The sequence below is a fragment of the Sorangium sp. So ce726 genome, from assembly GCF_051521405.1.
In the GTDB taxonomy this organism is placed as follows: domain Bacteria; phylum Myxococcota_A; class Polyangia; order Polyangiales; family Polyangiaceae; genus Sorangium.
The window spans coordinates 8,058,372-8,083,304 of sequence record NZ_CP150349.1; the positions used below are offsets into that span (position 1 = coordinate 8,058,372).

The following is a 24,933-nucleotide window of genomic DNA, read 5'->3' on the forward strand; positions in this document are numbered from 1 at the left end:
AGAATTTAACGCAAAGGCGCAAAGTCCCAAAGGCGCAAAAAGGAGGAGAGAGAGATTCATTTGATTCTCTCTTTTTTGCGGCTTTGCGACTTTGCGCCTTTGCGTTAAATTCTCCTTCTTCATCCAATCTTCTAACGCCTTGGCAGCAGCTCCCCCCTCAAGCCCCCTGCGCGTCGGTGAAGAGCTTCTGGAAGCTGTCCTTGTCGATCGCCTTCTCCAGCGCCGCCTGGACCGAGATGGTGTCCTTCTTGACGAGCCGCTCCAGCGCCATGTCCATCGTCTGCATGCCGGCGGAGCGGCCAGCCTGCATCAGGTTCGTGATCTGGAACGTCTTGCCCTCGCGGATCATCGAGGACAGCGCGCTCGATCCGACGAGGATCTCGTGCGCGGCGACGCGGCCGGTGCCGTCCTTCGTGCGGAGCAGCTGCTGGGCGATGATCGCGGCGAGGCTCTCGGCGAGCATGCCGCGGACCTGGAGCTGCTCGTCGGCGGGAAACGCGTTGATGATACGGTCGATCGTCGCCGCGGCGCTGTTCGTGTGGACGGTGCCGAAGACGAGGACACCGAAGCTCGCGAGCTGCAAGGCGAGCTTCATGGTCTCGTTGGTCCTGAGCTCGCCGATCAGGATCACGTCGGCGTCCTCGCGCCCGGCGCTGCGGATCGCGCTCGCGAAGCTGCCCGCGTCAGGGCCGACCTCGCGGTGCGTGATCTGGGCCTTGATGGGGCCGTGCACGAACTCGACAGGATCCTCGATCGTGAGGACGTGGCAGGCGCGCGAGCGGTTGATGTGATCGATCATCGCCGCGAGCGTCGTGGACTTGCCGGAGCCGGTCGGCCCCGTGATCAAGATGAGCCCGGTCGTGCGCTCGGACAGGCGGCGGATGATCTCGGGGCAGCCGAGATCGTCGAGCGAGAGGATCTTGCTCGGGATGGTGCGGAAGACGGCCGCGAGCCCGGTGGTCTTGTAGAAGTAGTTCGCGCGAAAACGAGCCCTGTCCGCGTAGGAATAGGCGAAGTCGAGATCGAGCTCGTCGACGATCCGCCGCGTCTCCTCGGGGGTCGTGATCTCGAAGAGGAGCGCCTCCATCTCGGCGGCGTCGAGGGGCGTGTCGCGCAGGGCGATGAGCTCGCCGCGGGCGCGCACGAGCGGCGGATAGCCGATGCCGAGGTGCAGGTCGCTGCCCTTCCTGGAGAGCAGCTCGTCGAAGAGGCGGTCGATCCGGGCCACGTTACGCTCCCTTCTTTCCGAAGAGCGCGCCCGCGCGCTCGAAGAGGCCCTTGCCCGCCTCGATGGGCGCGGACTTCGACGCGTCGGGCGGTGGGGCGGGCGGCCGCCTGTCCGGCGTGAGCATGGGCTGCCGCCTGCCGGCGAGGACGGCCTCGAGCTCGTCGGGGGCCTCCGCCACCTTGAGCGCGGCCTCGAGCGTGGTCTTGCCGGCGCGGACGAGCTCGGCCAGCGAGTCGTCCAGGCGGATGATCCCGATGCCCTTCCCCCGCTGCTGGAGGCTCGGTATCTGGAACGTCTTGGAGTCGCGGATGAGGTTCCAGAGCGGGACCGAGCCGGGCAGGACCTCGGCGGCGGCGACCATGCGCCTGCCGCCCTCGCTCGGCAGGAGCCGCTGGCTGACGATGAGCCGGAGGCCGCCGGCGAGGGTGACGCGCACCTGCTGCTGATCGCCGGGCGGGAAGAGGTCAATCAGCCGATCGATGGTCTTCGCCGCGCTCGGGGTGTTCATGGTGCCGAGGACGAGGTGGCCAGTCTCGCTCGCGGAGAGGGCCATGCGGACCGTCGCCGTGTCCCTGAGCTCGCCGACGACGATGACGTCGGGGTCCTCGCGCAGCGAGGCCTTGAGGGCGTTCTCGAAGGAGCGGGTGTGCGTGCCGACCTCGCGCTGGCTGATCATCGCCTTGCCGCGCGCATGGACGAACTCGACGGGATCCTCGACCGTGATGATGTGATGGCTGGTCTCGCGGTTCAGGATATCGACGACCGCGGTGAGCGTCGTCGTCTTGCCGTGGCCCGTCGGCCCGGTGAGAACGATGAGGCCCTGATGGTGGCGGGTGGCGAGCCCGATGGCGTCGGGTAGGCCGAGCGACGCGAGGGTCGGGATGGTGCGCGCTATCAGCCGGAACGAGCCCTTGTAGCCCTGCCGGTGGCGCGAGATGTTCACCCGGAATCGGCCGAGCCCGCCGAGCTCCAGGGCGAAGTCGCAGGAGCCCTCGACCTCGAGCACCTGCGAGAGGCGCGCCGGGACGCGCGGCAAGAGGAGGGACTCGACGGCCGCCGGGTCGAGCGGATCGCCGTGCGGCATGAGCTCGCCCGCCACGCGCAGGAGCGGCGGGCGGCCGGCGACGAGGTGGAGATCGCTCGCGCCCTGATCGCGCGCCATCGCGAGCAGCCCGTCGAGGGCGGCCGCCGGCATCTCGGCGGAGGAGAGCCGCGCGCGCCCGCCCGCCGCTGCGCGCGCGGCGGCGCGGGGCTCCGGGGAGGGCGATGACGGGCGGGCGGCCGGCGCGGCGCGCTCGGCGGCCGGCGCATCGTCGGCGCGCGCTTCGAAGCGGGCGACCGATGGCCGGCTGCCGCGGGGCTCTGCAGGCGGCGGCGGGGAGCGGAGGTCGAGCGCGACCTCCGACGAGCTCGTGCGCTTCGCGTCCGCCTCGCGCGGCGGTGGGCGCTGCGCCTCCTCGGGTGCGAGGTGCTCCCGCATGGAGAACTGCTGCGAGGGACGCGCGGGAGGCGCCGCGGTCGCGGCCCCCGACCCGGCGGACGACTGCATCCGCGTCATGCGGGCGTGCACGAGGTCACCCTGGCGCGCGGCCACGACGGAGATGGCGCCGATGCCCTCGATGCGGATGTGCCACTGCGACGGCTTCGCGCCGAGGGCCTCGACGTGGCGGCCACCGCCGAGCGCGCTGAGGAGCATGAGGATGTCCTCCGTCGAGAGGGCGCTGGGATCGACGGCCTGGAAGGCGCCCGAGACCTTGACGCTGGGCATGCGCCCGGTGGCCACGGCGAACTCTGTCACCTCGGGGCGGTTCAGTTGCGAGAGCCAGGATCGAAGGGCGTTCATCGTCGTCGCTCGTCTCCGCAAGCCGACTCTATCAACGATGAGGCGCCGCGTTTCAAAATGTCGTGCGACGGCGGCGACATTCAGCCGCGGCGACCCGCGCCGCGCGGCCCCCGCGCCGACTCCCACCCACCGCCCCCGCTCGCGGCGACCGCGCCGGTCCTCCTCGGAGCGGTGCGACCCGGCTCACGCCCGCGGCGTGCTGCGCCGCGACGCGGCGCCGAGCTACTGGATCGCGAGCTTGAGCCGGGCGCCCTTCACGAAGTGGCCTGGCGTCTTGCCCTTCTCGCCGGGAGGCGCCTGCTGCTCCGAGTCGATGGTGAGCTGCATGTTGCCGGTCGACTCGATCTTCTTCATGGTCACCCTGGCGATCTCGACCCATTTCGTGGATCTCGGTCCCTCGGGGTCCTCGACCTTGCGGAAGAGCACCGCCTTGGTCCCCGCGGCGACCGGCTTCTCGGTCGTGGAGACGAGCGGCAGCAGCGTCGCGACCTTCCCCGCGCGCGAGACGAGCCTGCCGTAGACCTCCACGGAGAAGGTGTCCCACTCGCCCGCGCTGGGGGCTGAGGCGGGCTCTGCCGTAGGCGCGCTCTCGGCGCCGGCTGCCGCCGGCGCAGCCTGCCGCGGCGTGGCGGGGTGCTCTGCCGAGGCCGCGGTCGGCGTGGCGGAGAGGAGCGCGGCCGCGCCCGCGGCGACGAGCGATCGCGAGCACCTGGAGAGCCAATCACCAACCGTCTTCATGCCCCATGCTCCTTCGCTACTTCGACGTGATCCCACGACCCGCGTGAACTCCGCAAGATCGCAAACACCGCAGTCATAAAACTTCTCATCGTGACGCAGACTGACACCTTCCGCAACTCATTACTGACCGTGGCCTCTTCCGCGCGCCGCCCCGCGCAGCTTCACCTTCATCGTCGGCAGCTCGTCGGCGGCGCCTGAGCTTCGTCAGTCTCGTCAGTCTCGTCAGTCTCGTCAGCTTCTCTCCGCCCTGGGCGCCTGGGCGCGCCTCGCGCAGATTCCGGTGCTGGCCGCCTCGGCGAGGCCGACCGGGCTCCGGCTGCGCGGCGCACGCAGGAGTGCGGCGCGGCTCGCCCGAGCTCACCTGGTCATCTGGCTTGCCTGTCGTTCTGGCTGGCCCGTCGTTCCGGCTGCCTGGTCGCCCGGCTTGACCGCCTGCCTGGGCTCTCCGGCTCGCCTCGCTGGTTCTCCGACGGGTCCATCAGCGCGCTTCGCGAGGCGCGCTCTCGAAGAGCGAAACACCCACGCGAGCGACAGGCTGGCTCGGTCCAAGCCCGCCGTGCCTCATTCTCACCCGTCCGACGAAACCAGCTGCGTACAGCAGCGCGACCTCTCCCTCTCCAACCTCGCTCCGGGAACCTTCCCGGTGCCTTCCAACACCGCCGACCCGAAAATCGATGTCGGAGTAAGAGTCGCGTTTCAACCAAGATATCATGTCTTCGTCAAAGCAGAGCAGAAATTTTCGGACGCAATCGATTCTGGTGAGCCCCCGTGCGTGCATGTGTGACGCGTGCCGGCGCAGGGCATATGCCCCTGCGTCCATGTGCGCCGTCTATCCATGTGTGCCGGCGCCGGCGCGCCGGCGGGCCCTGCGGCTGTAGGATGGCCGCGGAGGAACAGAGCCCATGCCCACGGTCGCCGATCACTACGACAAAGTCCTCGCCGAGCACTATTCGAGGATGTTCGGAGATCACGACGCCAAGGTCGCCGAGCAGCGGGCCCTGTTCGAGCGCCTCGGCCTGCGCCCTGAAGGCTCGGCCGGAGCCGCACCCGAGGCCATCGACCTCGGGTGCGGCTCCGGCTTTCAGTCCCTCGCGCTGGCGCAGCTCGGGTTCAGGGTGACCGCCGTGGACACCTCGGACAGGCTGCTCGCCGAGCTCGACGCGCGCCGCGGGCCGCTCGCCGTCGAGATCGTGAGAGGGGATCTCCTTGACGCGCTGGAGCGCTCGGGGCCCCCCTGCGCGCTCGCCGTGTGCATGGGCGACACGCTCCCCCACCTCGGCAGCAAGTCGGACGTGGAGCGGATGTTCGCCGGCTGCGCCCGGCGACTCGCGCCCGGCGGCCATCTCGTGCTCACGTTCCGTGACCTCACCCGGGAGCTCGGAGGCGTCGACCGGTTCATCCCAGTACACGACTCGGCAGATGTGATCATGACCTGTTTCCTCGAGTACGAACCCGAGACCGTCAAGGTGCACGATCTCGTTCACACGCGCAGCCGAGAGGACGGCCGGTGGACGCTGTCAGCGAGCTTCTATCGCAAGCTGCGCCTCTCCCCCGATTGGATCTGCGAGAGGCTCGACGCGGCCGGACTCCGCGTCATCCATCGCGAGATCGCGCGCGGCCTCGTCACCCTCGTCGCGCTCCGGAGCTGACGTGGGCCGGGATACGAACACCCATTGAAATACCTCCTATGGAGGTTGATGGCGCGGGCGACGCGGCGCTAACTTGATATGGGAGGATCAGACCCATGTCCGAGAGAGCGAGTCAGACAGGCACGAACGACGCCGGGCAAGCTGCGGTCGTCAACCGGCCGTCGCGGGATGAGGTCCAGGACCTGCGGCGAGAACGAGACGAGGCGCGCCAGCTCCTGGCCACGCTGGTCGTGGCGCTCAAGCGCGCGACGTTCCGGCACGGCACCTACATCGACGGGCTCGGCGCCGCGATGGTCGCCGTGGATCGGTGGTCCAAGCCACGAGGCCGATGATCGACGGGCCGGCCCCGGGCTGCGGTGACGCACGGAGTCGCGGGCCCAAACCCCGAGAGACCTTCTGCGCGCCGCCTTGGCCGCTCGAACGACCTCGCCGCTCGTGGACGCAGCGCGCACGGCGAGCGCGGCGGTCCCGTGACGCCGGCCCCGCCTGCCGGCTAGGCGCGAAGGCCGGAACGGAGTAGGTTCCCGGCATGGCCGGATACCGCAGTCGTACATCCACCCAGGGGCGCAACATGGCAGGGGCGCGCGCGTTGTGGCGCGCCACCGGCATGAAGGACGCGGACTTCGAGAAGCCGATCGTCGCCATCGCCAACAGCTTCACGCAGTTCGTTCCGGGGCACGTCCACCTCCACGACGTCGGCCAGCGGGCGAAGAAGGTCATCGACGCCGCGGGCGGGTGGGGCGTCGAGTTCAACACCATCGCCATCGACGACGGCATCGCGATGGGCCACGCCGGCATGCTGTACTCGCTCCCGAGCCGGGAGCTCATCGCCGACAGCGTCGAGTACATGGTGAACGCGCACTGCGCGGACGCGCTGCTGTGCATCTCGAACTGCGACAAGATCACGCCCGGCATGCTCCTCGCCGCCATGCGGCTCAACATCCCGACCATCTTCGTGTCGGGCGGTCCGATGGAGGCGGGCAAGATCGTCGGGACGCACGACCGCGACGGCAAGCCGCTCATCCGGAAGCTCGACCTCATCGATCCGATGATCGCCGCGAGCGACGACAAGGTGACCGACGCGGATCTCGCCGCGATGGAGCGGTCCGCGTGCCCGACCTGCGGCTCGTGCTCCGGCATGTTCACGGCCAACAGCATGAACTGCCTCAACGAGGCGCTCGGCCTCGCGCTGCCCGGCAACGGCACGCTGCTGGCGACGCACGCGGCGCGCTGGGAGCTCTTCGAGGCGGCGGCGAAGCGCGTCGTCGCGCTCGCGCAGCGGCACTACGTCGACGGCGACGCCTCGGTGCTGCCGCGGAGCATCGCGACCTTCGAGGCGTTCGAGAACGCGATGGCGCTCGACATCGCGATGGGCGGCTCGACGAACACGGTGCTCCACATCCTGGCGGTCGCCCGCGAGGCGCAGGTGGACTTCAAGATGGCGGACATCGATCGGATGTCGCGCAAGGTGCCCAACATCTGCAAGGTCGCGCCGTCGTCGCATCACCACGTCGAGGACGTGCACCGCGCGGGCGGCGTGCTGACGATCCTCGGCGAGCTCGACCGCGCTGGGCTCATCCACCGGCAGGCGGGCACGGTCCACGCGGGCACGCTGGGCGAGGCCATCGACGAGAACGACATCCGCCGCCCCACGGCGACGGCCGCCGCGAAGAAGCGCTCGCTCGCCGCGCCGGGCGGCGTGCCGACCACGGTCGCGTTCTCGCAAGACAAGTACTTCGCCGACACCGACGATGACGCCCAGAAGGGCTGCATCCGCGACGTCGATCACGCGTACAGCCGCGAGGGCGGGCTCGCCGTGCTCTACGGCAACATCGCGGTGGACGGCTGCATCGTGAAGACCGCCGGCGTCGATCCCGAGATCTGGAAGTTCGAGGGGCCCGCGCGGGTGTTCCACTCGCAGGAGGCGGCGTGCGACGCGATCTGGGACAACCAGATCCGCTCGGGCGATGTGGTCGTGATCGTCTACGAGGGGCCGAAGGGCGGCCCCGGCATGCAGGAGATGCTCTATCCGACGTCGTTCCTGAAGGGGAAGGGCCTCGGGAAGGCGTGCGCCCTCATCACCGACGGCCGGTTCAGCGGCGGGACGTCGGGCCTGAGCATCGGGCACGTCTCGCCCGAAGCGGCCGAAGGCGGGAGCATCGGGCTCATCGAGGAGGGCGACCGCATCCGGATCGACATCCCCGCCCGGACGATCGATGTCCTCGTCAGCGAGGCGGAGCTCGATCGCCGCCGCCGCGCCGCCGAGGCGCGCGGCGCCGATGCGTTCAGGCCGAACCGCGACCGGAAGGTCTCCCCTGCCCTGCGGGCTTACGCGCTGATGGCCACGAGCGCCGCCAACGGCGCTGTCCGCGACGTCGGCCAGATCGAGCCGAGCCGGCGCGCCGGGGACGGCGCGACCGCGACCGCCCCGGCGCAGCGCAAGTAACGGAGCTCCAGCCGCCGTCCAACCGCCGAGCCACGCAGGCGAGGCGCGAACGAGGCCACAGCGCACGCAGCGCGGCGGCCGCCGTCGGTGGAACGGTGGCCGCCGCCCCGGTCACCCGGAGGCTGGCGCGCCCGGCGCAGGTCGGGCGCTGAGGCGCTCCGGACCCGTACGGCATCCAGCGCGACGGCGGTGCGCCCAGTCGCGTATGATGCCGTACATGAGAAAATTGGCGCTCATCGTGGCCACCTCTCTCGTCTCGGGTTGCAGCCCCCAGGTGCGTAATTTCCCCGGTGACCACGACGTCGGGAGCGGTGGAAGCGGGGCAGGCGGCAGCAGCAGCGCCACCGCCAGCAGCAGTGACGCCACCACCAGCAGCGGCGTCAGCAGCAGCAGCAGCGGCGCCAGCAGCAGCAGCGGCGGTGCGACGGATAGCTGCGTCGACCCGGCGGAGGACTGCCCGGCAGCGCAGAGCGCCTGCATGGAAGCGGTGTGCAGCGAGGGTGAGTGTGCGGAGCGGCCGAGGCCGGCGCGGACACCCTGCGGGGCAGACGGCAGCGCGGAGTGTGATGGAACCGGGGACTGCGTGGCGTGCGCGGGCGGCATGCAGTGCGAGTGCGGGGAGCCGGGTTGCCCGAACACGTGCGGATCGACGGACGTGATGGCCATGCCTCCGAGCTGCGTGGGGGGCGGACCGGGTGCCGGAGACAGCTGCGGGCCGGGCGACGCGAGCTGCTGCGGCAACAGGATGGTCCCCTGTGGCACGTTCCTGAGGGGCTACGACGGGACGCCGAGCACAGACGACTCGTTCCCCGCGGCCGTCAGCGACTTCCGCCTGGACAAGTACGAGATCACGGTGGGGCGATTCCGCGCGTTCGTGGATGCCGGGCAGGGCGTGCAGGAGAGGCCGCCGGCCATCGGGGCTGGCCGGCACCCCCACGTCAGCGGCAGCGGGTGGATCGCAGGGTGGAACACGCGGCTCGCGCCGAACACCGCGGGGCTCCGGGCGGCGCTGCAGTGCAATGGCGATCGCCTCTGGACGTGGACCGACGCCCCCGGCGCGAACGAGGAGCTGCCGATCAACTGCATCACCTGGTTCGAGGCGTTCGCGTTCTGCGCGTGGGACGGCGGCCGCCTGCCCTCCGAGGCGGAGTGGAACTATGCGGCTGCCGGAGGCGACGAGCATCGACCTTACCCCTGGGGCTCCGAGATCGACGGCGATCGCGCCTCCTACAACTGCACCGGGGATGGGAGCGGCGCGGGGGCCTGCGCGCTGAGCGACATCCTGCCGGTCGGGTCGAAGCCGCGTGGCGACGGGCGATGGGGGCACTCGGATCTGGCCGGGAATATGTGGGAGTGGACGATGGACTGGTGGCGGGATGCGCTCCCCACGCCGTGCATCGACTGCGTGCATCGCGTGGACGGCGATCGCGACGCGACGCGGGTCACCCGCGGCGGGAGCTACCGCGCGCCTGCGGCGGACGTACGCGCAGGCAACCGCGACTTCAGCTATCCCATCGATCGCGTCAACAACATCGGCGCCCGCTGCGCGCGCTAGAGCGGCGGTCACCCGCTTCGGATACGGGCCCACCTCGACGTTTTCGGTGCTCGGCGTACGTGAGTACGCCTGCGCGCCGAAAACGCCGATCTGGGCCCGTCTCCTGTGCGGGAGACCGTCGCTCTGCTCGGCAGGGTGCAGAGGTGGGCGGAAACCGATGTGGATCGGACATCAGGGGACGTCGCTGGACGCAGCGGGACGTCGCTGGACGCAGCTGGACGTCGCGGGACGCAGCGGGACGTCGCTGGACGTCCACGAGACCGGATTCGATGCGGGGTGTGGTGTGCGATGTCGACGCTGAGGAGCGGCGTGCTAGAGCGCGCGATCGTGGCGTCATCGAGAGGCCAAGCTCAGGCGCAGCAGATCACCGTCGTGGGCGCAGGCGTGATCGGGTTGACCACGGCGGTCGTCCTCCAGCGCGACGGCCACCGGGTGCAGGTGATCGCAGCGGCGCGCGGCGAGGGCACGACGTCCGCGGTCGCGGCCGCGCTGTGGCATCCTTTCCTGGCGGACCCGCCCGAGCGCGTCAACGCGTGGTCGTTGAGGAGCCTCGATGAACTCACGCGCATCGCGAACGAACACCCCGAGGCGGGAGTCGATCTCCTGACCGCGCGCGAGGCGGCGGACGACACGCGCCTGCCCTGGTGGGCTCCGAGCGTCCCGGACCTCGCGCTCGAGCCTGGACCCCACCCGCTGGGCGCGCCGTACAGCTTGCGATTCACGGCGCCGCGCATCGAGCCATCGTTGCACCTGCCCTGGCTGGAGGCGCAGCTCGACTGTCCGGTGCGCACCGAGCACGTGCGATCACTCGCCGAGGTCGAGGGCGATTGCGTCGTGAATTGCACCGGGCTCGGGGCGCGCGCGCTCACCGGCGACGGCGAGCTCGTCGCCGTCTACGGCCAGGTAGCGATCGTCGAACCAGGCGAGATCCACCCAGATGTCGCACTGGGTGATGAAAGGGACGAATCGGCGCTCGTCTATGTCATCCCAAGGCGTCGCGAGATCGTGATTGGCGGTTGTTTCATTCCATCGCCCGATGATCGCCCGTTGACGCCTGATCCCAAGCTCGCTGACGCAATGCTCCAGCGGGTGCTCGCGGCCGGGCTCAGACCGGGCCGCTTGCTCGGCTCACGCGCCGGGCTGCGCCCTTATCGGAGCACCGTGCGGGTCGAGCGTGAAGGCCGTGTGATCCACAACTACGGCCACGGCGGTTCGGGATACACGCTGGCATGGGGTTGTGCCCACGAGGTGAGCGCGATGCTGCGGGACGGCAACGCCTCGACACACGGCCATGTCTAGCGGAATGTGCCGAGCGCACTGTTTTGACGCGCGCGATGATGTCAGCGTCAGCGTCAGCGTCAGCGCGGCGCCTCCGGGCCTGTTCCTCGGACAAAGGGCAGCGGCGCCAACGCCAACCCACACACGCCGCAGCGAACGCCGCTACGAGCCAACCCGCGCTGACGCAGGTGGACGAAGTCGTCGCAAACCGACGCAACGGTTGCGTCGATCGCAACGGTCGCAACCGACGCAACCGCCGCAACCGACGTAACCGCCGCAACCGACGCAACCGCCGCAACCGCCGCAACCGACGCAACCGCCGCAACCGACGTAACCGACGCAACCGACGTAGCCGCCACCAACCGAAACAAACGACGCTGCTTCTGGAATCCAGCCAACCAGAAAGCCCAACGCAACGCTCCGAAAGTCCCGTTGTGCTCCTGTTGCTAGGCTGCTAGATTGGATTCGTGCTCGTCTGCGAGCGTCTCCCGCCTTCTCTCGCAGTGGAACCGCCCATGGCGCTCCCCTGTTCGTCCGAGAGAATGGCCGTGGACGGCCTCGCTCTGGAGGTCGCTAACCCCTGACGACCTCTCGGTGCCATCCCTGGAACGCGGTCCCGAGTGGTCGAACGTTCGTTTGCGCTTGATCCGGTGTCCACCGTTCGCTGTCACCAACGTGAAGATCCGAAGCTTCCCCCGGGAGTTTTGAGCGCCATGAACAACGACGAGAATCGACTCAGTCGTCCATCGGGGCGGCCAGCGGTCTGGAGTTTCACGAGGAGCAACGACGAGAATTGCCCGAGCCGCCCCTCGGGAAGGCCGTCGGGGAGACCCTCGGGCAGGCCGTCGGGGCGGCCCTCGGTGCGGCCCTCAGGCAGGCCGTCGGGGAGACCTTCCGGGCGGCCGGCCCTCTGGAGCGTCCTGCCGCTCGACAGCGGCTTGCTGCAGACCCGGACGATCGAGTGGCCGACGGTGGCGCTCTTCGCGGGGTCGTACGCCCTCTGGGCGACGGCCGTCTACGCGGGCGTCGCGGGCTGGGTGTCGACCGTGCCGGCCGTGCTCGCAGCGGCCGTCGCCGCGTATGCCTCCTTCACGCCGATGCACGAGGCCTCGCATCGGTCGCTGGCGCGCTCCGCGCTGCTGAACGGCGTGATCGGGCGGCTGTCCGGGCTGCTGCTCGTGGCGCCGTTCCTGGCGGTGCGTCACTTCCACCTCGAGCACCACAAGCACACGAACGAGGCGGACCGGGATCCCGACTACTGGAGTGGGCGCGGCCCGTGGTACCTCCTGCCGCTCCGCTGGGCGACACAGGATCTCCACTACTACTATCTATTTTTGCGCTCCTACCACGCGCAGAAGCGCGCGGAGCGGATCGAGACGGTCGCGTCGCTCGCGGCCATGCTCGCGCTCGTGGCGCTGGCCTTCGGGCTCGGTTATGGCGAGCTCGCGCTCCTCTACTGGATCTTGCCGGCGCGGCTGGCGATCTTCTTCCTCGCGTTCGCCTTCGACTACCTGCCTCACTACCCCCACGAGATCACGGCGGCGCAGAACCGGTACAGCGCGACGCGCGCGGTCGACAGCGCGCTGTTCAACGTGCTGCTCTTCGGGCAGACGTATCACCTGATCCATCACCTCTACCCGGCCGTGCCGTTCTTCCGCTACCGGACCGTGTGGAAGCACCAGCGCGAGGAGCTCATGAAGCTCCGCTCGGAGAGCGTCCCCCCGCCGCGAGCGCCGTTGCCCCTGATCACGGCGGGCAGCCTCGCCGCGCCGCGGGCGCCCACGATCCAGACGGCCCACCCCAGCCAGGGCCCGGCCGAGCTCGACGCCATCTGATCCGCGCGGCGCGGCGCCGCTCCATCGGACGCTAAAGGCGCGCGCGGCGGCGGGAACGAAGCGCTCGGGGTGGCAGCAGGACCTCTCGGAAGAGCAGCGCCTCCGCCACGGCGCGGCGGTCCAGCGCGACGCTGGACGCGTCGAGGCGCGACCCGAACGCGTCGGGCCGTCGCTCGCTCGTGCCGAGCGCCGGGATCGCGGCGCGCGCCCTGATGAGGATCGAGAGCGACTGCGCGGGCGCCTGATGGGCCGCCAGGACCGCGCCCGCAAGGAGCGCCCGGGCGTCGAGGACGGCGGGGACCCGGCCGGCGAGCAGCGCGCCGCGCGCGCGCGACGCCTCCTGGCGCTCGTGAGGGCCGTAGTCGAGCCCGTTGATGTCCTGCAGACCGAAGCCGGACAGGGCGGTGAGCGGGCCGGCATAGAGGCGCTCCACGATCCACGCGGCCATGGTGGCGAAGGGCGCCAGCGGGACCGGGCGCCAAGAGCCCCTCACAGGCAAGAGCAGGTCATCGAGGCTCACCTCGGCGTGGCGGCGCGCCCACGCCTCCCGCAGGGCGCGCGCGTCCTCGTTGAGCCCGGCCCGGTCGAGGACCATGCACCCGATGAGCACGCGCAGGTGCGGCGGAGGGTGTTCGTCATAACGCGCGCCGGTCACGTCCGTGGGGACGGCGATAGACGCGTACGGCTCGTCCTCCTGGAAGAACAGCTCGCTCATCGTGAGCACGTAGGCGGGGCCGAACATGAGCGTGCCAAAGACGTCACAGAAGATCTCCTCGAACCACACGCCGAACACCCGCCTGAGCGCGGGAGCCCCGAGGCGATCGCCGTCCGGCGCGAGCGGGCGCACCTGCTCGCCCCCCAGGCCGAGCTCGCGGCGCAGGGCCGGCTCGAGGCCGTCGACCGAGGCCAGGAAATCGTGGCCTATCTCGTGCGCGAGCGCCGGCCAGCGCAGCGGGGTCGAGAAGAAGTCGACAGGGAGGAAGATGGGCGCGATCGACGTCGGGATGAAGCCCGTCCAGATCGCGATATCGAACTCCGTGAGCTGCGTGGCCGGCGCTCCGCTCCGGAGCGGCAGCCCCTCCGCCCGCGCGAACGCGATCACGGGCGCGTAGCAGGCGTCGGCGAGGGCGTCCGCGTCGCCGAGCTCGGGCAGGAGCGACGGGTCGCGGCGCTGCCGCACGAGCACCGCGATCTCGCCCACGACGAGCTCGATGTGGTCCGCCGCGGCCTCCGCCTCGCGCGCCGTGAAGCCCGCGTCGACGGCGGCGCGCAGGCGCCCGATCTCGTGCGGGACGGCCCCGAGGAGCACGTCCGTGAAGCGCCGGTTCGCCCGTTCGTGACGCACCACCTCGCCGAGCGCCACGGCGCTCTGCTCGAGCTCGACGAGCCGCAGGAGCACCACGCGCAGCCGGTCGGCGTCGGGCGCGCGCGGGGCGCCGAACGGCATCCCCGCCCACGGCGTAGCGCTCGGCGGCGCGACGTCAACGGGCGCCCTGTCGCTCCCCGGCGCGACGTCAACGAGCGCTGGTTCGCTCCGCGGGGCGTCCTCGCCGCCAGGCCGCGCGGCGGCACGCGCAGCGCGCTCGGCGCGCCTGGCTTGCAGGCTCCCGACCATGCTCGCGAGCTTGACGATCGCCCAGATCACTCCGATGAGGGCGCCGACGTATTTCTCGAGGTCGATGTCACGCATGGCGCCCGTCCAGCGTCGTCGGGGCGCGGCTCGCAGGCCGCGCGGCTCTCTGGCCGCGCAGCGCGCGGCGACAACGCCCGGGGCGGGCCGAGCACCTCGGCCAGGACGAAGCGCCGCACGAGCGCGTCGCGGCGGCCGAGCCACGCGAGGAGCGGGCTCGGTGGGTCGCGCGGCGGCACCTCACGACTCCCCGACGGGGTCGGGCTTTCCCCCCGTGGTGCCGGCGATGCCCTGGCGCATCTCGGTGTCGGCGATGACGTTGCGCATGTTGTAGTAATCCATGACGCCGAGCTTGCCTGTGCGGAGCGCCTCCGCGACGGCGAGCGGGATCGTCGACTCCGCCTCGACGAGCTTCGCCCGCATCTCCTGCGTCTTGGCCTTCATCTCCTGCTCCTGCGCGACCGCCAGCGCGCGGCGCGACTCCGCCTTGGCCTGCGCCACCTGCTTGTCCGCCTCGGCCTGCTCCGTCTGGAGCTTCGCGCCGATGTTGGAGCCGACGTCGACGTCGGCGATGTCGATGGAGAGGATCTCGAACGCCGTCCCTGCGTCGAGGCCCTTCTTGAGCACGTTCTTCGAGATGGTATCGGGGTTCTCGAGGACGTGTTTGTAGTCGTCGGCCGAGCCGATGGTCGAGACGACGCCCTCGCCGACGCGGGCCAGCACCGTCTGCTCGCCCGCGCCGCCGACGAGGCGATCGATGTTGGCGCGCACGGTCACGCGCGCGATCGCGAGGAGCTGGATACCGTCCTTGGCCACGGCCGAGACCTTCGGGGTCTCGATGACACGCGGGTTCACCGACATCGCCACCGCCTCGAGCACGTTGCGGCCGGCGAGATCGATCGCGGCCGCGCGCGAGAAATCGAGCTCCATCCCCGCCTTGCCCGCCGAGATGAGCGCGTTGACGACCGCCTCCACCCGCCCGCGCGCCAGGTAGTGGGCCTCGAGCATGTCGACGGACACCTCCTCGAGACCCGCCTTCACGGCGCTGATCCGCGCGTTGACGATCTGATCGGGCGGCACCCGGCGCAGGCGCATCGCGATGAGCGTGAGCATCGAGACCCCGGCGCCCGACGCCTGCGCGGCGATCCACAGCCGCAGCGGCACCATGTACAGCGTCGCGACGATGGCGACGAGCACGAGCCCGCCGATCACGATGACCGAGATGATCTCCATATCCCTCTCCACCCGTCCCTGTCCGTGAAGGGCCGCCTCTCGCGCGCTCTCTAGGGCTTGCGCGGCTCGACGACGACCCGATTCCCCTCCACGCTCGCGACACGCACAGGCGTGCCGGCCTCCACGTAGAGGCCGTCGGTCACGACATCGACCGCGCGATCCTCGATCTCGACCGTGCCGGCGGGGCGGAGCGGCGTGAGCGCCCTGCCCTCCTTGCCGGCCAGCGCGGCGAGCCGCGCGTCCGGGCCACGCCCGCTCCGCTGGGTCTCGAGCAGCACCATCTTGCGGCCCACCGGCGTCCTCGGGACAGCCCAGAACAGGAGCCACGTCACGCAGACGCCGGCGCCCAGGGCGAGCAGGCCGTAGCCGATCCCGAGGGACGCCCATGCGAGCGCGACCGCGCCGAGCACGGCGGCGCCGCCGAGGACCCCGACGAGGCCGACGCCTGGGATGACCAGCACCTCGATGGCGAGCAGCACGAGCCCCGCCACGAGCAGCGCGACGACGAGCAGCGCCGGCGTCACGCTCCGCGCTCCTCGCCCGCGCTGGGCGCGACCGCCCTCACGACGACCCGGCCCCCCTCCGCGCGGATCACGCGCACGCGGGCGCCGGCCTCGACATAGCCGAGCTCCGAGAGCGCCTCCACGCGGCGGCCGTCGAGCGCGACCTTGCCCGAGGGGCGCAGATCGGTCGCGGCCGTGCCGAGCCGGTCCACGAGCGACGCGGGCGCCGCGGAGGCGTCGGGAGGTCCTCCGACGGCGACGCCGCGGATCGCCGCGTCCAGAACGAACCGCCGCCCGAAGCGCGTCCTCGGCGCGATGCGGGCGGCGCCCACGGCGAGCGCCGCCGTCGCCGCGAGCGAGCCGCACACCGAGGCGAGGGCGCGCGGCAGCCAACCGGCGTGCCAGGCGACATCGACCGGCACGCGCTCGAGATCGAGGAGCGAAAGGACGAGGGCGCTCGCCACGCACGCAGCGCCCGCAACCCCAGGGACGATGTGCCCCGGGGCGAAGATCTCCACCGCGATGAGGATCGCGCCGACGGCGAAGAGCGCAAGCTCCTCCCAGCCGGCGAGCTTCACGACGTGGTGCCCGAAGAAGAAGAGCGCGAGGCACGAGAGCCCGACGGCGAGCGAGACGCCGTGGCCAGGCGCGTAAAGCTCGAGGAGGATACCGAGCATCCCGAGGGTCATGAGGACCCCGGAGAGCGTGGGATCCGAGAGGAAGCGCGCGAGCTCCTCGGCGAAGCTGGGGCGCGGACGGATGATCTCCGCGGGCTGGGAGCGGCCCAGAGCGCCGAAGAGGTCTGCCTCGCTGCCGGCCTGCACCTCGGCGACGCCCCACGCGAGCGCCTGCGCGCCGTCCAGCGTGAGCAGCTTCCCCTTTTCATCGAGGCCGGGGACCTCCACGTCAGCGTCGACCATGGCCTCGGCGATGTCGCCGCGACGCCCTTTCGCCTCCGCGGTCGCGCGCATCTCCTTCCGCATGTACGACACGACCTTCTCGGCGACGGGCTTCATCTCGCCACCCTCGCCGATCTGCACGGGCGTCGCCGCGCCGAGAGTGGCGCCGGGGGCGACCGCGATGACATCGCAGGCGAGCGAGATGAGCGCTCCGGCCGAGATCGCGCGCGGGTTGACCCAGCACACCGTGCGCGCGCGCGCCCGGAGCAGCGCGTCCCGGATGGCGAGCGCGGCGTCGATGCGGCCGCCGAGCGTGCTGATGTCGAGCACGAGGAGGTCGCCCTCCCCCTGGGCGGCGACGATGCGCTCCAGGAAGGGCGAGAGGCCGAGATCGATCGTCCCCGAGATCGCGACCACGGTGACCTTCCCCGCGCCGGGGATCGACGGGAGCGGCCGCGGGCCGGGCGGCGCGGGGGCTCCGGCCGCGGCCGCGCCGCCCGGGCCCGCCGCGGGCGCCGCCGTCTCGCCGCGGGCGGGGAGGCACAGTGCCATCGTCGCGAGCAACGCGAGGAGCGGGGTCGCGAGCCGCGCCCACCTCGCGGCCTGTTCCAGCAGGCGCCACAAACCAGTCAAGCCCCGCTCCCTGCTATGGCCGCTCGGCTCGCGCCGCGCGCCATGCTCCCTGAGGTTCACGCCGAAGAACGCCGCGACAAGGGTAGCGCATGGCGGCGCTCCACGATACCCCCTGCTCAGGCTGCTCCGCCGCTGCCAGCCATGAACCTCGCCACCGCATCCGCGAACTCGGCTGGTCGCTCCACGATCCAGTCGTGGCTTCCCCTCGAGGAGACGACAAGGGTCGAGTCGGGGATCAAGCGTTGGATGGCGAGGGCCGAGCCGATCGGCACCGTGAGATCGCGCGCGCCCCAGGCGAGCAGCGTCCTCACGCGCACGCGCGCCGCGTGGCCGCTCAGATCCGCGGTCGCGGCGATCTGCAGGAGGCTCAGCGCGCTCCACGTGTGGAAGAGCAGGTTGTGGAGGAGAGCAGGCGTCCCCCGCGCGACGAAGCGAGGCGCCAGCAGCACCTCGGCCGCGCGCGCGAGGACGAGCGTAAGGACCGAGCCCGGCGGGTTGAATCCGATGGAATCGACGAGCACGACCCCGGAGAGCCGCTCGGGGTACAGCGCCGCGACGACCAGCGCCACGGCGCCAGACAGCGAGTGGCCGATCAACGTGACGCGCTCGAGGCGCAAAGCCCGCAAGGCCTCGGCGACGCAGCGCGCATACCGCGCCAAGGTCCACGGCGCGCGGAGCCGCGAGGCGCGGCCCGAGCCGGGCAGCTCCAGGACGAGCACCCGCGCGTGGCGCGCCATCGCCTCGACCGTGGGCCGGTAAGTCGCTCCGTCGATCAGCATGCTGGGCAGAAGCACCGCGGGCTTGCCGGTGCCCGTCTCGGTCACATAAAGGATCTCGTCTCCGACCCGGATCTCTCGCCCACTGCCTTCCGCCGGAGCCCCCCGCCTCTCCACGGGGCCCGCGGAGATGGGCAGGATCTTCTCTCCTCGACCCGACCGCGGGACATACGAGCCTGCGACAAGGAGCGAGCGTCCGGCGCAGGATCCCGTCGTTCCGCTTCGTCGAACGCGCTTTCCCATGATCGGCGAGCCGTTGCCGGACGCGTGCCAGCGCGGGCTGGTTCGCCGCGAATTTGCCGCGGGGATCGCATGAAAACCTGGAAGGCCGTTGAGCCTGTCGCGCGCCGCGCTAAGCTCCTCGACACAGGCTTCGACACAGCAATCTCCAGGCTGATTGGGGGCCAGCAGGCATGTCGCCGCGGGCCGAGAGCCGGACGGCGCCTGCTCGGACAACCAGCTCTTCTGGAATGACAGAGGCGATATGTTGAGGTTCCGCTCCACGTCCGGAGATCGGAAGATGGCCGAGCTCAGCGTCTCGGCGCTCTCCGTATCCGCTGCGATGTCCGTCCTCTCCCAGGGTGCATGGGGGACGGAAGCGCCGCCCGCTGCGGAGGTCCAGTGGGCCTATGCGCTCGTCGCTGCGCTCGGGTATCTGCCGGCCGCGATCGAGATCGCCGCAGCCACGCTGCGGCGGACAGGGATGTCGGCAGAGGCGTATTTGCGGAAGAACGCAGCGCAGCTGGACCCGGGGGGACCCGAGGGGGAGATCGTGGGTCTGGTGCTCGGCGACGCGCTGGAGTCGCTCGGCGAGGAGGCGCGCCGGGTGGTGCATGCGCTCGCCGTGCTGCCTCCGGCCGGCGTTCCGCTGGAGGTGGTCGCCGCCGCGGCGGGGAAGCCGGCGCCCTCCGCTGCGCGGCCGCTCCAGCTGCTCGTGCATGGGCGGGTGGTGTCGCTCGAGCAGGGCCCGCAGACCTTCACGATGACGCCCCCCGTGCGCGCCGCGGCCCGCGAGGACGCGGCGGCCGACGCGAGGCGCTGGGATGCGCTCCACCGGGGAGCGGCGGACGCGATGCAGGCGCTGCTCTTCTGGACGGCCGCCGTCGAGGGGCGGCCGGAGGCGGCGTCGCGCCGGCGCGTCGCCTGCGAGCTCTTCGCCGCCCTCGACCTCGCGCCGTTCCGGGACGGCGAGCGCGGCGCCGAGGTGCTGGCGCGAGCGCTCGTCGACGCCTGCACGGTGGTCGATCTCGGCCTCCCGGCCGAGCTCCAGCAGCGATTGCTCGACGAGGCGGCCCGGCTCTCGGGCGACGCGCTCCCCGAGCTGCGCGAGCGCGCTCTCGCGGCGCTCGAGAGCGCGCGCCGCGCCGAGCTCGCGAGCAAGCGGCGCGGCACCTTCGGGACGCTCCGCGCGACGCCGGCCGCTCGCGAGCGCGGCCGCCCGGGTCACCGCGACGTCCTCCGCAAGGCGGTGCGCGCGAACGCGCAGCGCGCGGCGGCGCGGAGCTCGCCGCCGGCCGATGACGAGGTCTTCCACAGCGCAAAGGAGCTGCTCGCGCGCGGCAACCGGCGCCTCGGCGAGGGCGCGCTAGACGCCGCCGTGGCGGACTACAGCGAAGCGCTCGCCGCGTTCGAGGCGGCCATGCACGGGCGTGGCCAGGCGACGGCGCTCCTGCTCCGCGGCGACGTGCGCCGGCGGCAGGGGGACCTCGCGGCCGCCTCACACGACCATGAGCGGGCGCTGTCGCTGTTCAAGGCGGCGTCCGACCGGGCCGGAGAGGCGATGGGGCTGCTCGCGCGCGGCAACCTCCGGCTCGATCAGGACGAGCTGGCGGGGGCGGCGAGCGACTACGGGTGCGCGCTCACGCTCCTCAGGGCTTGCCGCGATCGCCTGGGCGAGGCCAACGTGCTGAAGGCGCAGGGTGATCTGTGCTTCAGGGAGGGGGACCTCGCGGGCGCCGCGCGCGACTACGACCGCGCGCTCTACATCCTCGAGGGCGTGGAGGAGCGCGTCCTCAGCCAGCTCCGCTCGCCCCCGCCGAGCAGCCACGATGAGCGTCGCGGGGCGAGCTCCCGCGTCCGCGCCGCGCGCGAGGTGCTCCCGCAGCCGGAGCTCCTCCGGGCGCTCGGGTGCGAGCAGACCCATGCGCGCACGTGGCAGGCCCGCGGCGACCTGCGCCTGCGAGAGCGGCAGACGGCGCTCGCGGCGCGCGACTATGGCAATGCGATCCTGCTGTACCGGGACAGCGGAGATCGCCGCGGCGAGGCCGCCGTGCTCAAGGCCCGCGGCGACCTGCGCCGCAAGAGGGGCGCGCTCCCGGGCGCGCAGCGCGACTACGAGGATGCGCTGCGGCTCTTCGAGGAGCTCGGGGACAGCGCGGGCCAGGCCGCGGTGCTCCATGCGCGCGCCGACCTGCGCTGCGAGCGGGGCGATACCGCCGGGGCGGCGCTCGATTATTCGAGGGCGCTCGCCCTGTTCGACGCGACGGGCGATCCCGCTGCGCATCTGGGCGCAAAGGGCGCCGTCACGGGCGTCTCCCACCGCGAGGACCCACCGCGCCGCGCCGCAGCGGCTGTCCCGCGGTGAGGACGGGGCTCCACGGCGGCCGGCCGGCGGCGGTGTCGCCGCGCGCCGGCGCCTTGCCTCGTGCGCCTGGGCAGCGCGGCGCGGAGGGCGCGCGGGCGGAGGAAGGGCGCTCGGTTCGGCGGGGATCAGCCGCCGAGCCACCGGCGCGCGAGCTCGAGCGTGCGGGCGTTGTCGGGGACGTGCTGGAGAAAGCGCTCGCGCCAGGCCGGATCGCCGAGCTTCTCGGCGCGCGCGAGCAGGGCCGTCCTGGCCGCAGCGATCGCGACGGCAGCCTCATCGTGCCTGCCGCTCGCGGAGAGCGCCTCGGCGTAGGTCAGGCGGACGAACGACTCGCCCTCTTCGATGGTGCCGAACGACGCCAGCGTGGCGTTGGCCTCGACCGCTGTCCGGACCGCCTCCTCGATGCGACCGATCCGGAGCAACACACGCGCGAGGACCGCGAAGGCCTGCACGCCGAGCGTCGGTACGTCGGGAACGAGCGAAATGGCAGCGCGCGCCTCGCGCTCGGCGGTCTCGAGATCGCCGGCGGCGAGGGCGATCCTCGCGAGGCAGCAGCGAGAGATCACCACCACGCGCGCGCCGCGCGCCTCCAGGCTCGGCGTGGCGCCTGCTTCTGTGAGCATCCGCGCCTCGGCCAGCTGGCCGCGATACGCGAGGACCTGCGCCAGGTTGGAGTCAAGGACGAGCTTCAGGTCGCCGAGCTGCAAGCGGTCAGCTTCCTCCTGGGCTGGGCGCAGCGCCGACTCCGCCCTCTCGAAGTCGCCTAGCTCCGCGTAGACAAACCCCAGGTTTCCACGGCAGCTGCAGGCGTTGCGGCGATCTCCAGCTTGCTCATAGGCAGATACCGCGGCTTCCCCGCTGCTCACGGCGGCGCTCAGGTCACCCGTACACACTGCGTGGCTCATACGTGCTTCGTGGAGGCGCCCGAGCACGTCCATGTCTTGCAGCTCGGCTGGCGACAAAGCGCGCTCGATGGTTTCGATCAAAGCGCTCCCTTCGGCATAACGTCCACCCATGATCAACACGCTCGCGACGTCGCCGAGACATGCGAGCTTGGCGCGATGCGCGTTGCCTGGAGCGGGGGCATCCGCCGCCACGGACATCCATCGCGCGATCTCATCGATCGATCCCAGCCAGGACAAGACAATAACCACTTGCCCGATGACCGAAAACCAGACAACCGATCCACGCTCGACACACGCGATCGCCTCGATGCCTCGCTCCAGGGCGAGCGCGAGATCGCCGCGCCACGCATACGCTTCGGCCTGCACCCGGCGGAGCCTGCCTGCAGTCTCTCCGGCGGCACCGCAGCCGATGCCGCGGTCGGCCCGCTCCAGCGCGGCGACCAGGTCGTTGCCGCGAAGCGCCTCTTCCGCGGCGCGCAGGTACGCCTCGGCCGCCCGCAACGGCGCGCCGCCGATCTCGAAGTGCTCTGCGAGCGCCATCGCGTCTGCGCCGCCGGTCTGCTCCAGCCAGTCGCCCGCGAGCGCATGTCCGATGCGGCGGTCGCGCTCGGTGAGCATGCCATAGGCGGCCTCCCGGACCAGCGCATGGCGGAACCCGTACTCCACCTCGCCTGCGACGCGCGCCTCGTGGCGTCGCTGGATGAGCTCCCGCCGCGCGAGCTCACCCAGCCGCGGCGCCACCGGCGCGCCGCCCACGAGGGCGGCGACCCCGCCCTCCCAGAACGTCTCGCCGAAGACGCTCGCCGCGCGCAGCGCGCGCCGCTCCTCGACCTCCAGCACCTCGAGCCGCGCCTGCACCATCGCGAGCGCAGTCTCGGGCGTTCCCGCGCTCCTCCCCTCGGCGACGGCGCGGATCTGCTCCTCCAGCACGAACGCGTTGCCCTCGGCGCGGGAGAGGAGCCGCTCGATCTGGTCGGCGCCGATGGCCTCGCCGAGCACCTCGCGAATCAGCCGCTCGCTCGCGCGCCGGGGCAGCGGCGCAAGGCCGATCCGGAGGCCGTGGCGCTCGCTCCAGAGCGTCGGGAAGAGCTCGTGGACCTCGGGACGGCCAAGCGCCAGGACGAACAAGGGCAGGTCCCTGGCGTGCCGGAGCGCGGCGTCGATCAGGGTCACCGTGGGCAGGTCGCCCCAGTGGAGGTCCTCCAGCACCACGAGCACCGGCTGCCGCTGGCACTCGGCCTTGATGAAGTCGACGAACGCCTCGCGGACGCGGTCGCCCATCAGCATCGGGTTTTGCCGCGCCGCGCGGAGCTGCACATCGCCCTCGTCGGGGAACGGCGCCCCCACGAGCTCGCCGAGAAACGCCGCGACGTGCGGGCGCTTGACCACGAGCTCGTCGAGCTGCTCCACCCGGGCGACCACCTTGCTCCGCCGCACCTCCAGCGGCTCGCCGTCGAGGATGCGCAGGGCGCGGCGGAGCGCCTGGGCGAGCAGGCCGAACGCGGAGCCGGCCGCCATCGGATCGGCCCTGCCGATCCAGACCTCGGCGGCCTCGCCCTGCTCCTTGAGCGTGCGGAGGAACTCCCAGGCGAGGCGCGACTTGCCGAGACCGGGGGCGCCCACGACCACCACGGCGCTCGCGGAGGGCTCCTCCACGCAATGGCGCCACTCGGCGGCGAGCTGAGAGAGCTCGCGCTCGCGCCCCACGCAGGGCGTCGGCTTTCCGAGCAGCCTGGGGACGGAGTCCGGCTCCGCCTTGGGGCCGCGAAGCCAGCATCCTTCGGGCTCCCGCGCCGTATCGAAGCGGCTCGAGAGCAGGCTTGCGGTCGCATCGTCGAGCCGGATGCCCGAGGGCGGCTGGTCGCCGGGCCCGGCGATGAACTGGGCCACACGATCGACGAGCTCGCCGACAGGCAACCTCCCCTCGATCTCCGCCAGCCCCGTCGCGACGGACATGGGCGCGCCGCCGAGCGCCGTCCGGAGCGCGAGCGCGCAACGGGCCGCTCGCACCGCGAGATCCGTCGGAGACTCGGCGCCCGACAGCGCGATGAGAAGCCAGCGCGACTGCAGGAAATCGAGGCTCCCGCCGTGGCGCGCCGCGATGTCCCGCAGCGCCTGCGTCCGCGCGACCCCCTCGGCGTCCGAGAGCGTGGCCTCCGTCTCGGCGCTGCCGTTAGCGGCCAGGATGACGCACATGACCCTGCGCTCCGCTGTCGTGATCTCCTCGCCAGGAGCGCGCGGCGCCGCGACGCCGCTCCCTCCGGCGGCGAGCCCCTCGCCGGCGAATGCGGCGAGCTCCGCTGCGACGGCGTCGCCGTCGCGCGGCCGCTCCCCTGCCTTCTTCGACAGCATCCGCATCACCAGGCGCTCGAACGGCTCAGGGATGTCGCCGCGCAGCTCCCCGAGCCGCGGCGGCTCTTCCAGGACGACCTTCACGAGCAGCGCGAGCGCGCTGTCGCCCAGGAACGGCGGGCGCCCCGCGAGGCACTGGAACAGCACGCATCCGAGCGCGAACACGTCAGCACGGGCGTCGACGGCCAGATCGCCGCGCGCCTGCTCGGGGGCCATGTACCCGGGCGTGCCGAGGACAGCGCCGGGCGACGTGAGGCTCCGCGCGAGCCGGAGGTCGCGCGCGACGCCGAAGTCGAGCAGCGTGACGCGCTCGACGGCGCCCTCGACGAGCATCAGGTTGCTCGGCTTGAGGTCGCGGTGAACGACGCCGTGGCGGTGGACGGCGCCGAGCGTCGCCGCCACGCGCGTGGCCAGCGTCACGCTCTCGGCGAACGCGAGCGGCCCTTCGGCGAGCCTCGCCTCCAGGGTGACGCCGGAGAGCCACTCCATGGCCAGGTACGGCTGTCCTGCGCCGGTCACGCCGTGCGCGACATACTGCACGACGCCGGGCAACCGCAGCGTGACGAGCGCCTCCGCCTCCCGCGTGAACCGGCGCAGATCGCGCGCGCTCGTGCCCTGGAGGACCTTGAGCGCGATCGCCTCTCCCGACAGCCGGTCGCGCGCGCGGTACACGTCGCCCATCCCGCCGGAGGCGGCGAGACGCTCGACTTCGAACCGATCCTCGACGAGGTCCAGCGCGTGCACGGCGCTTCCTATGTACTCGTGCCGGCCAGCTGGGTGTCTGTTTCTCGTACGCGCGGTGCTAGGTCCGCGGGTCACGAGCCGGCGTAAGCGGCTCACGGAGCG

16 protein-coding genes are annotated in these 24,933 nt (G+C 71.7%); 7 read left to right on the top strand and 9 right to left on the bottom strand.

The window, feature by feature from the left end:
* Positions 1-157: 157 nt before the first annotated feature.
* From WME79_RS29850 to WME79_RS29860, 3 genes are all read right to left on the bottom strand, one after another.
* The gene (locus WME79_RS29850; protein WP_437521748.1) at positions 158-1,228 is read right to left on the bottom strand and encodes a type IV pilus twitching motility protein PilT; all 1,071 of its coding nucleotides are present in this window, start codon (positions 1,226-1,228) and stop codon (positions 158-160) included.
* Between the two features lies 1 nt (position 1,229).
* Positions 1,230-3,071, bottom strand: a complete 1,842-nt coding sequence (locus tag WME79_RS29855; protein WP_437521750.1) for a type IV pilus twitching motility protein PilT — start codon at positions 3,069-3,071, stop codon at positions 1,230-1,232.
* A 222-nt stretch (positions 3,072-3,293) separates the two neighbouring features.
* A complete protein-coding gene (locus WME79_RS29860; protein WP_437521752.1) occupies positions 3,294-3,809 on the bottom strand; it encodes a hypothetical protein in 516 nt (171 codons plus the stop codon).
* Between the two features lie 902 nt (positions 3,810-4,711).
* Here WME79_RS29860 and WME79_RS29865 point away from each other — a divergent pair.
* From WME79_RS29865 to WME79_RS29890, 6 genes are all read left to right on the top strand, one after another.
* A complete protein-coding gene (locus WME79_RS29865) occupies positions 4,712-5,458 on the top strand; it encodes a class I SAM-dependent methyltransferase (protein WP_437521754.1) in 747 nt (248 codons plus the stop codon).
* Positions 5,459-5,553: 95 nt separating this feature from the next.
* Positions 5,554-5,790, top strand: a complete 237-nt coding sequence (locus WME79_RS29870; protein ID WP_012237958.1) for a hypothetical protein — start codon at positions 5,554-5,556, stop codon at positions 5,788-5,790.
* A gap of 197 nt (positions 5,791-5,987) precedes the next feature.
* Positions 5,988-7,904: a dihydroxy-acid dehydratase gene (ilvD, locus tag WME79_RS29875; RefSeq protein WP_437521756.1), complete on the top strand. Its 1,917-nt coding sequence runs from the start codon at positions 5,988-5,990 to the stop codon at positions 7,902-7,904.
* A 217-nt stretch (positions 7,905-8,121) separates the two neighbouring features.
* Complete coding sequence (locus WME79_RS29880) at positions 8,122-9,459, top strand: formylglycine-generating enzyme family protein (RefSeq protein ID WP_437521758.1); 1,338 nt, start codon at positions 8,122-8,124, stop codon at positions 9,457-9,459.
* A gap of 327 nt (positions 9,460-9,786) precedes the next feature.
* On the top strand, positions 9,787-10,758 hold the full coding sequence (locus tag WME79_RS29885) for an FAD-dependent oxidoreductase (protein ID WP_437521760.1): 972 nt from the start codon (positions 9,787-9,789) through the stop codon (positions 10,756-10,758).
* A 917-nt stretch (positions 10,759-11,675) separates the two neighbouring features.
* The gene (locus WME79_RS29890; protein ID WP_437521762.1) at positions 11,676-12,572 is read left to right on the top strand and encodes a fatty acid desaturase; all 897 of its coding nucleotides are present in this window, start codon (positions 11,676-11,678) and stop codon (positions 12,570-12,572) included.
* Positions 12,573-12,603: 31 nt separating this feature from the next.
* Here WME79_RS29890 and WME79_RS29895 read toward each other — a convergent pair whose 3' ends face one another.
* From WME79_RS29895 to WME79_RS29915, 5 genes are all read right to left on the bottom strand, one after another.
* Entirely contained in the window at positions 12,604-14,262 is a 1,659-nt protein-coding gene (locus WME79_RS29895) for a hypothetical protein (RefSeq protein WP_437521764.1), read from the bottom strand.
* 180 nt (positions 14,263-14,442) lie between these two features.
* A complete protein-coding gene (floA, locus tag WME79_RS29900) occupies positions 14,443-15,435 on the bottom strand; it encodes a flotillin-like protein FloA (RefSeq protein WP_437323358.1) in 993 nt (330 codons plus the stop codon).
* 50 nt (positions 15,436-15,485) lie between these two features.
* Positions 15,486-15,959, bottom strand: a complete 474-nt coding sequence (locus WME79_RS29905; protein ID WP_437521767.1) for an NfeD family protein — start codon at positions 15,957-15,959, stop codon at positions 15,486-15,488.
* Entirely contained in the window at positions 15,956-17,470 is a 1,515-nt protein-coding gene (locus tag WME79_RS29910) for an NfeD family protein (RefSeq protein ID WP_437521769.1), read from the bottom strand. Before WME79_RS29910 ends, WME79_RS29905 begins: the two co-directional genes overlap by 4 nt.
* Positions 17,471-17,586: 116 nt before the next feature.
* The gene (locus WME79_RS29915; RefSeq protein ID WP_437521771.1) at positions 17,587-18,294 is read right to left on the bottom strand and encodes an alpha/beta fold hydrolase; all 708 of its coding nucleotides are present in this window, start codon (positions 18,292-18,294) and stop codon (positions 17,587-17,589) included.
* A gap of 472 nt (positions 18,295-18,766) precedes the next feature.
* Between WME79_RS29915 and WME79_RS29920 the strand changes: the two genes are divergently transcribed.
* Entirely contained in the window at positions 18,767-20,830 is a 2,064-nt protein-coding gene (locus tag WME79_RS29920; protein WP_437521773.1) for a hypothetical protein, read from the top strand.
* Positions 20,831-20,955: 125 nt separating this feature from the next.
* Here the strand turns inward: WME79_RS29920 and WME79_RS29925 are convergent, their stop codons facing one another.
* Positions 20,956-24,831: a protein kinase domain-containing protein gene (locus WME79_RS29925; RefSeq protein ID WP_437521775.1), complete on the bottom strand. Its 3,876-nt coding sequence runs from the start codon at positions 24,829-24,831 to the stop codon at positions 20,956-20,958.
* Positions 24,832-24,933 lie beyond the last annotated feature (102 nt).

Bases quoted from the DNA above. Each gene is read 5' to 3' on its own strand.
- WME79_RS29855 (WP_437521750.1), bottom strand. From the start codon at position 3,071: ATGAACGCCCTTCGATCCTGGCTCTCGCAACTGAACCGCCCCGAGGTG.
- WME79_RS29860 (WP_437521752.1), bottom strand. From the start codon at position 3,809: ATGAAGACGGTTGGTGATTGGCTCTCCAGGTGCTCGCGATCGCTCGTC.
- WME79_RS29865 (WP_437521754.1), top strand. From the start codon at position 4,712: ATGCCCACGGTCGCCGATCACTACGACAAAGTCCTCGCCGAGCACTAT.
- WME79_RS29870 (WP_012237958.1), top strand. From the start codon at position 5,554: ATGTCCGAGAGAGCGAGTCAGACAGGCACGAACGACGCCGGGCAAGCT.
- ilvD (WP_437521756.1), top strand. From the start codon at position 5,988: ATGGCCGGATACCGCAGTCGTACATCCACCCAGGGGCGCAACATGGCA.
- WME79_RS29880 (WP_437521758.1), top strand. From the start codon at position 8,122: ATGAGAAAATTGGCGCTCATCGTGGCCACCTCTCTCGTCTCGGGTTGC.
- WME79_RS29895 (WP_437521764.1), bottom strand. From the start codon at position 14,262: ATGCGTGACATCGACCTCGAGAAATACGTCGGCGCCCTCATCGGAGTG.
- floA (WP_437323358.1), bottom strand. From the start codon at position 15,435: ATGGAGATCATCTCGGTCATCGTGATCGGCGGGCTCGTGCTCGTCGCC.
- WME79_RS29920 (WP_437521773.1), top strand. From the start codon at position 18,767: ATGGCCGAGCTCAGCGTCTCGGCGCTCTCCGTATCCGCTGCGATGTCC.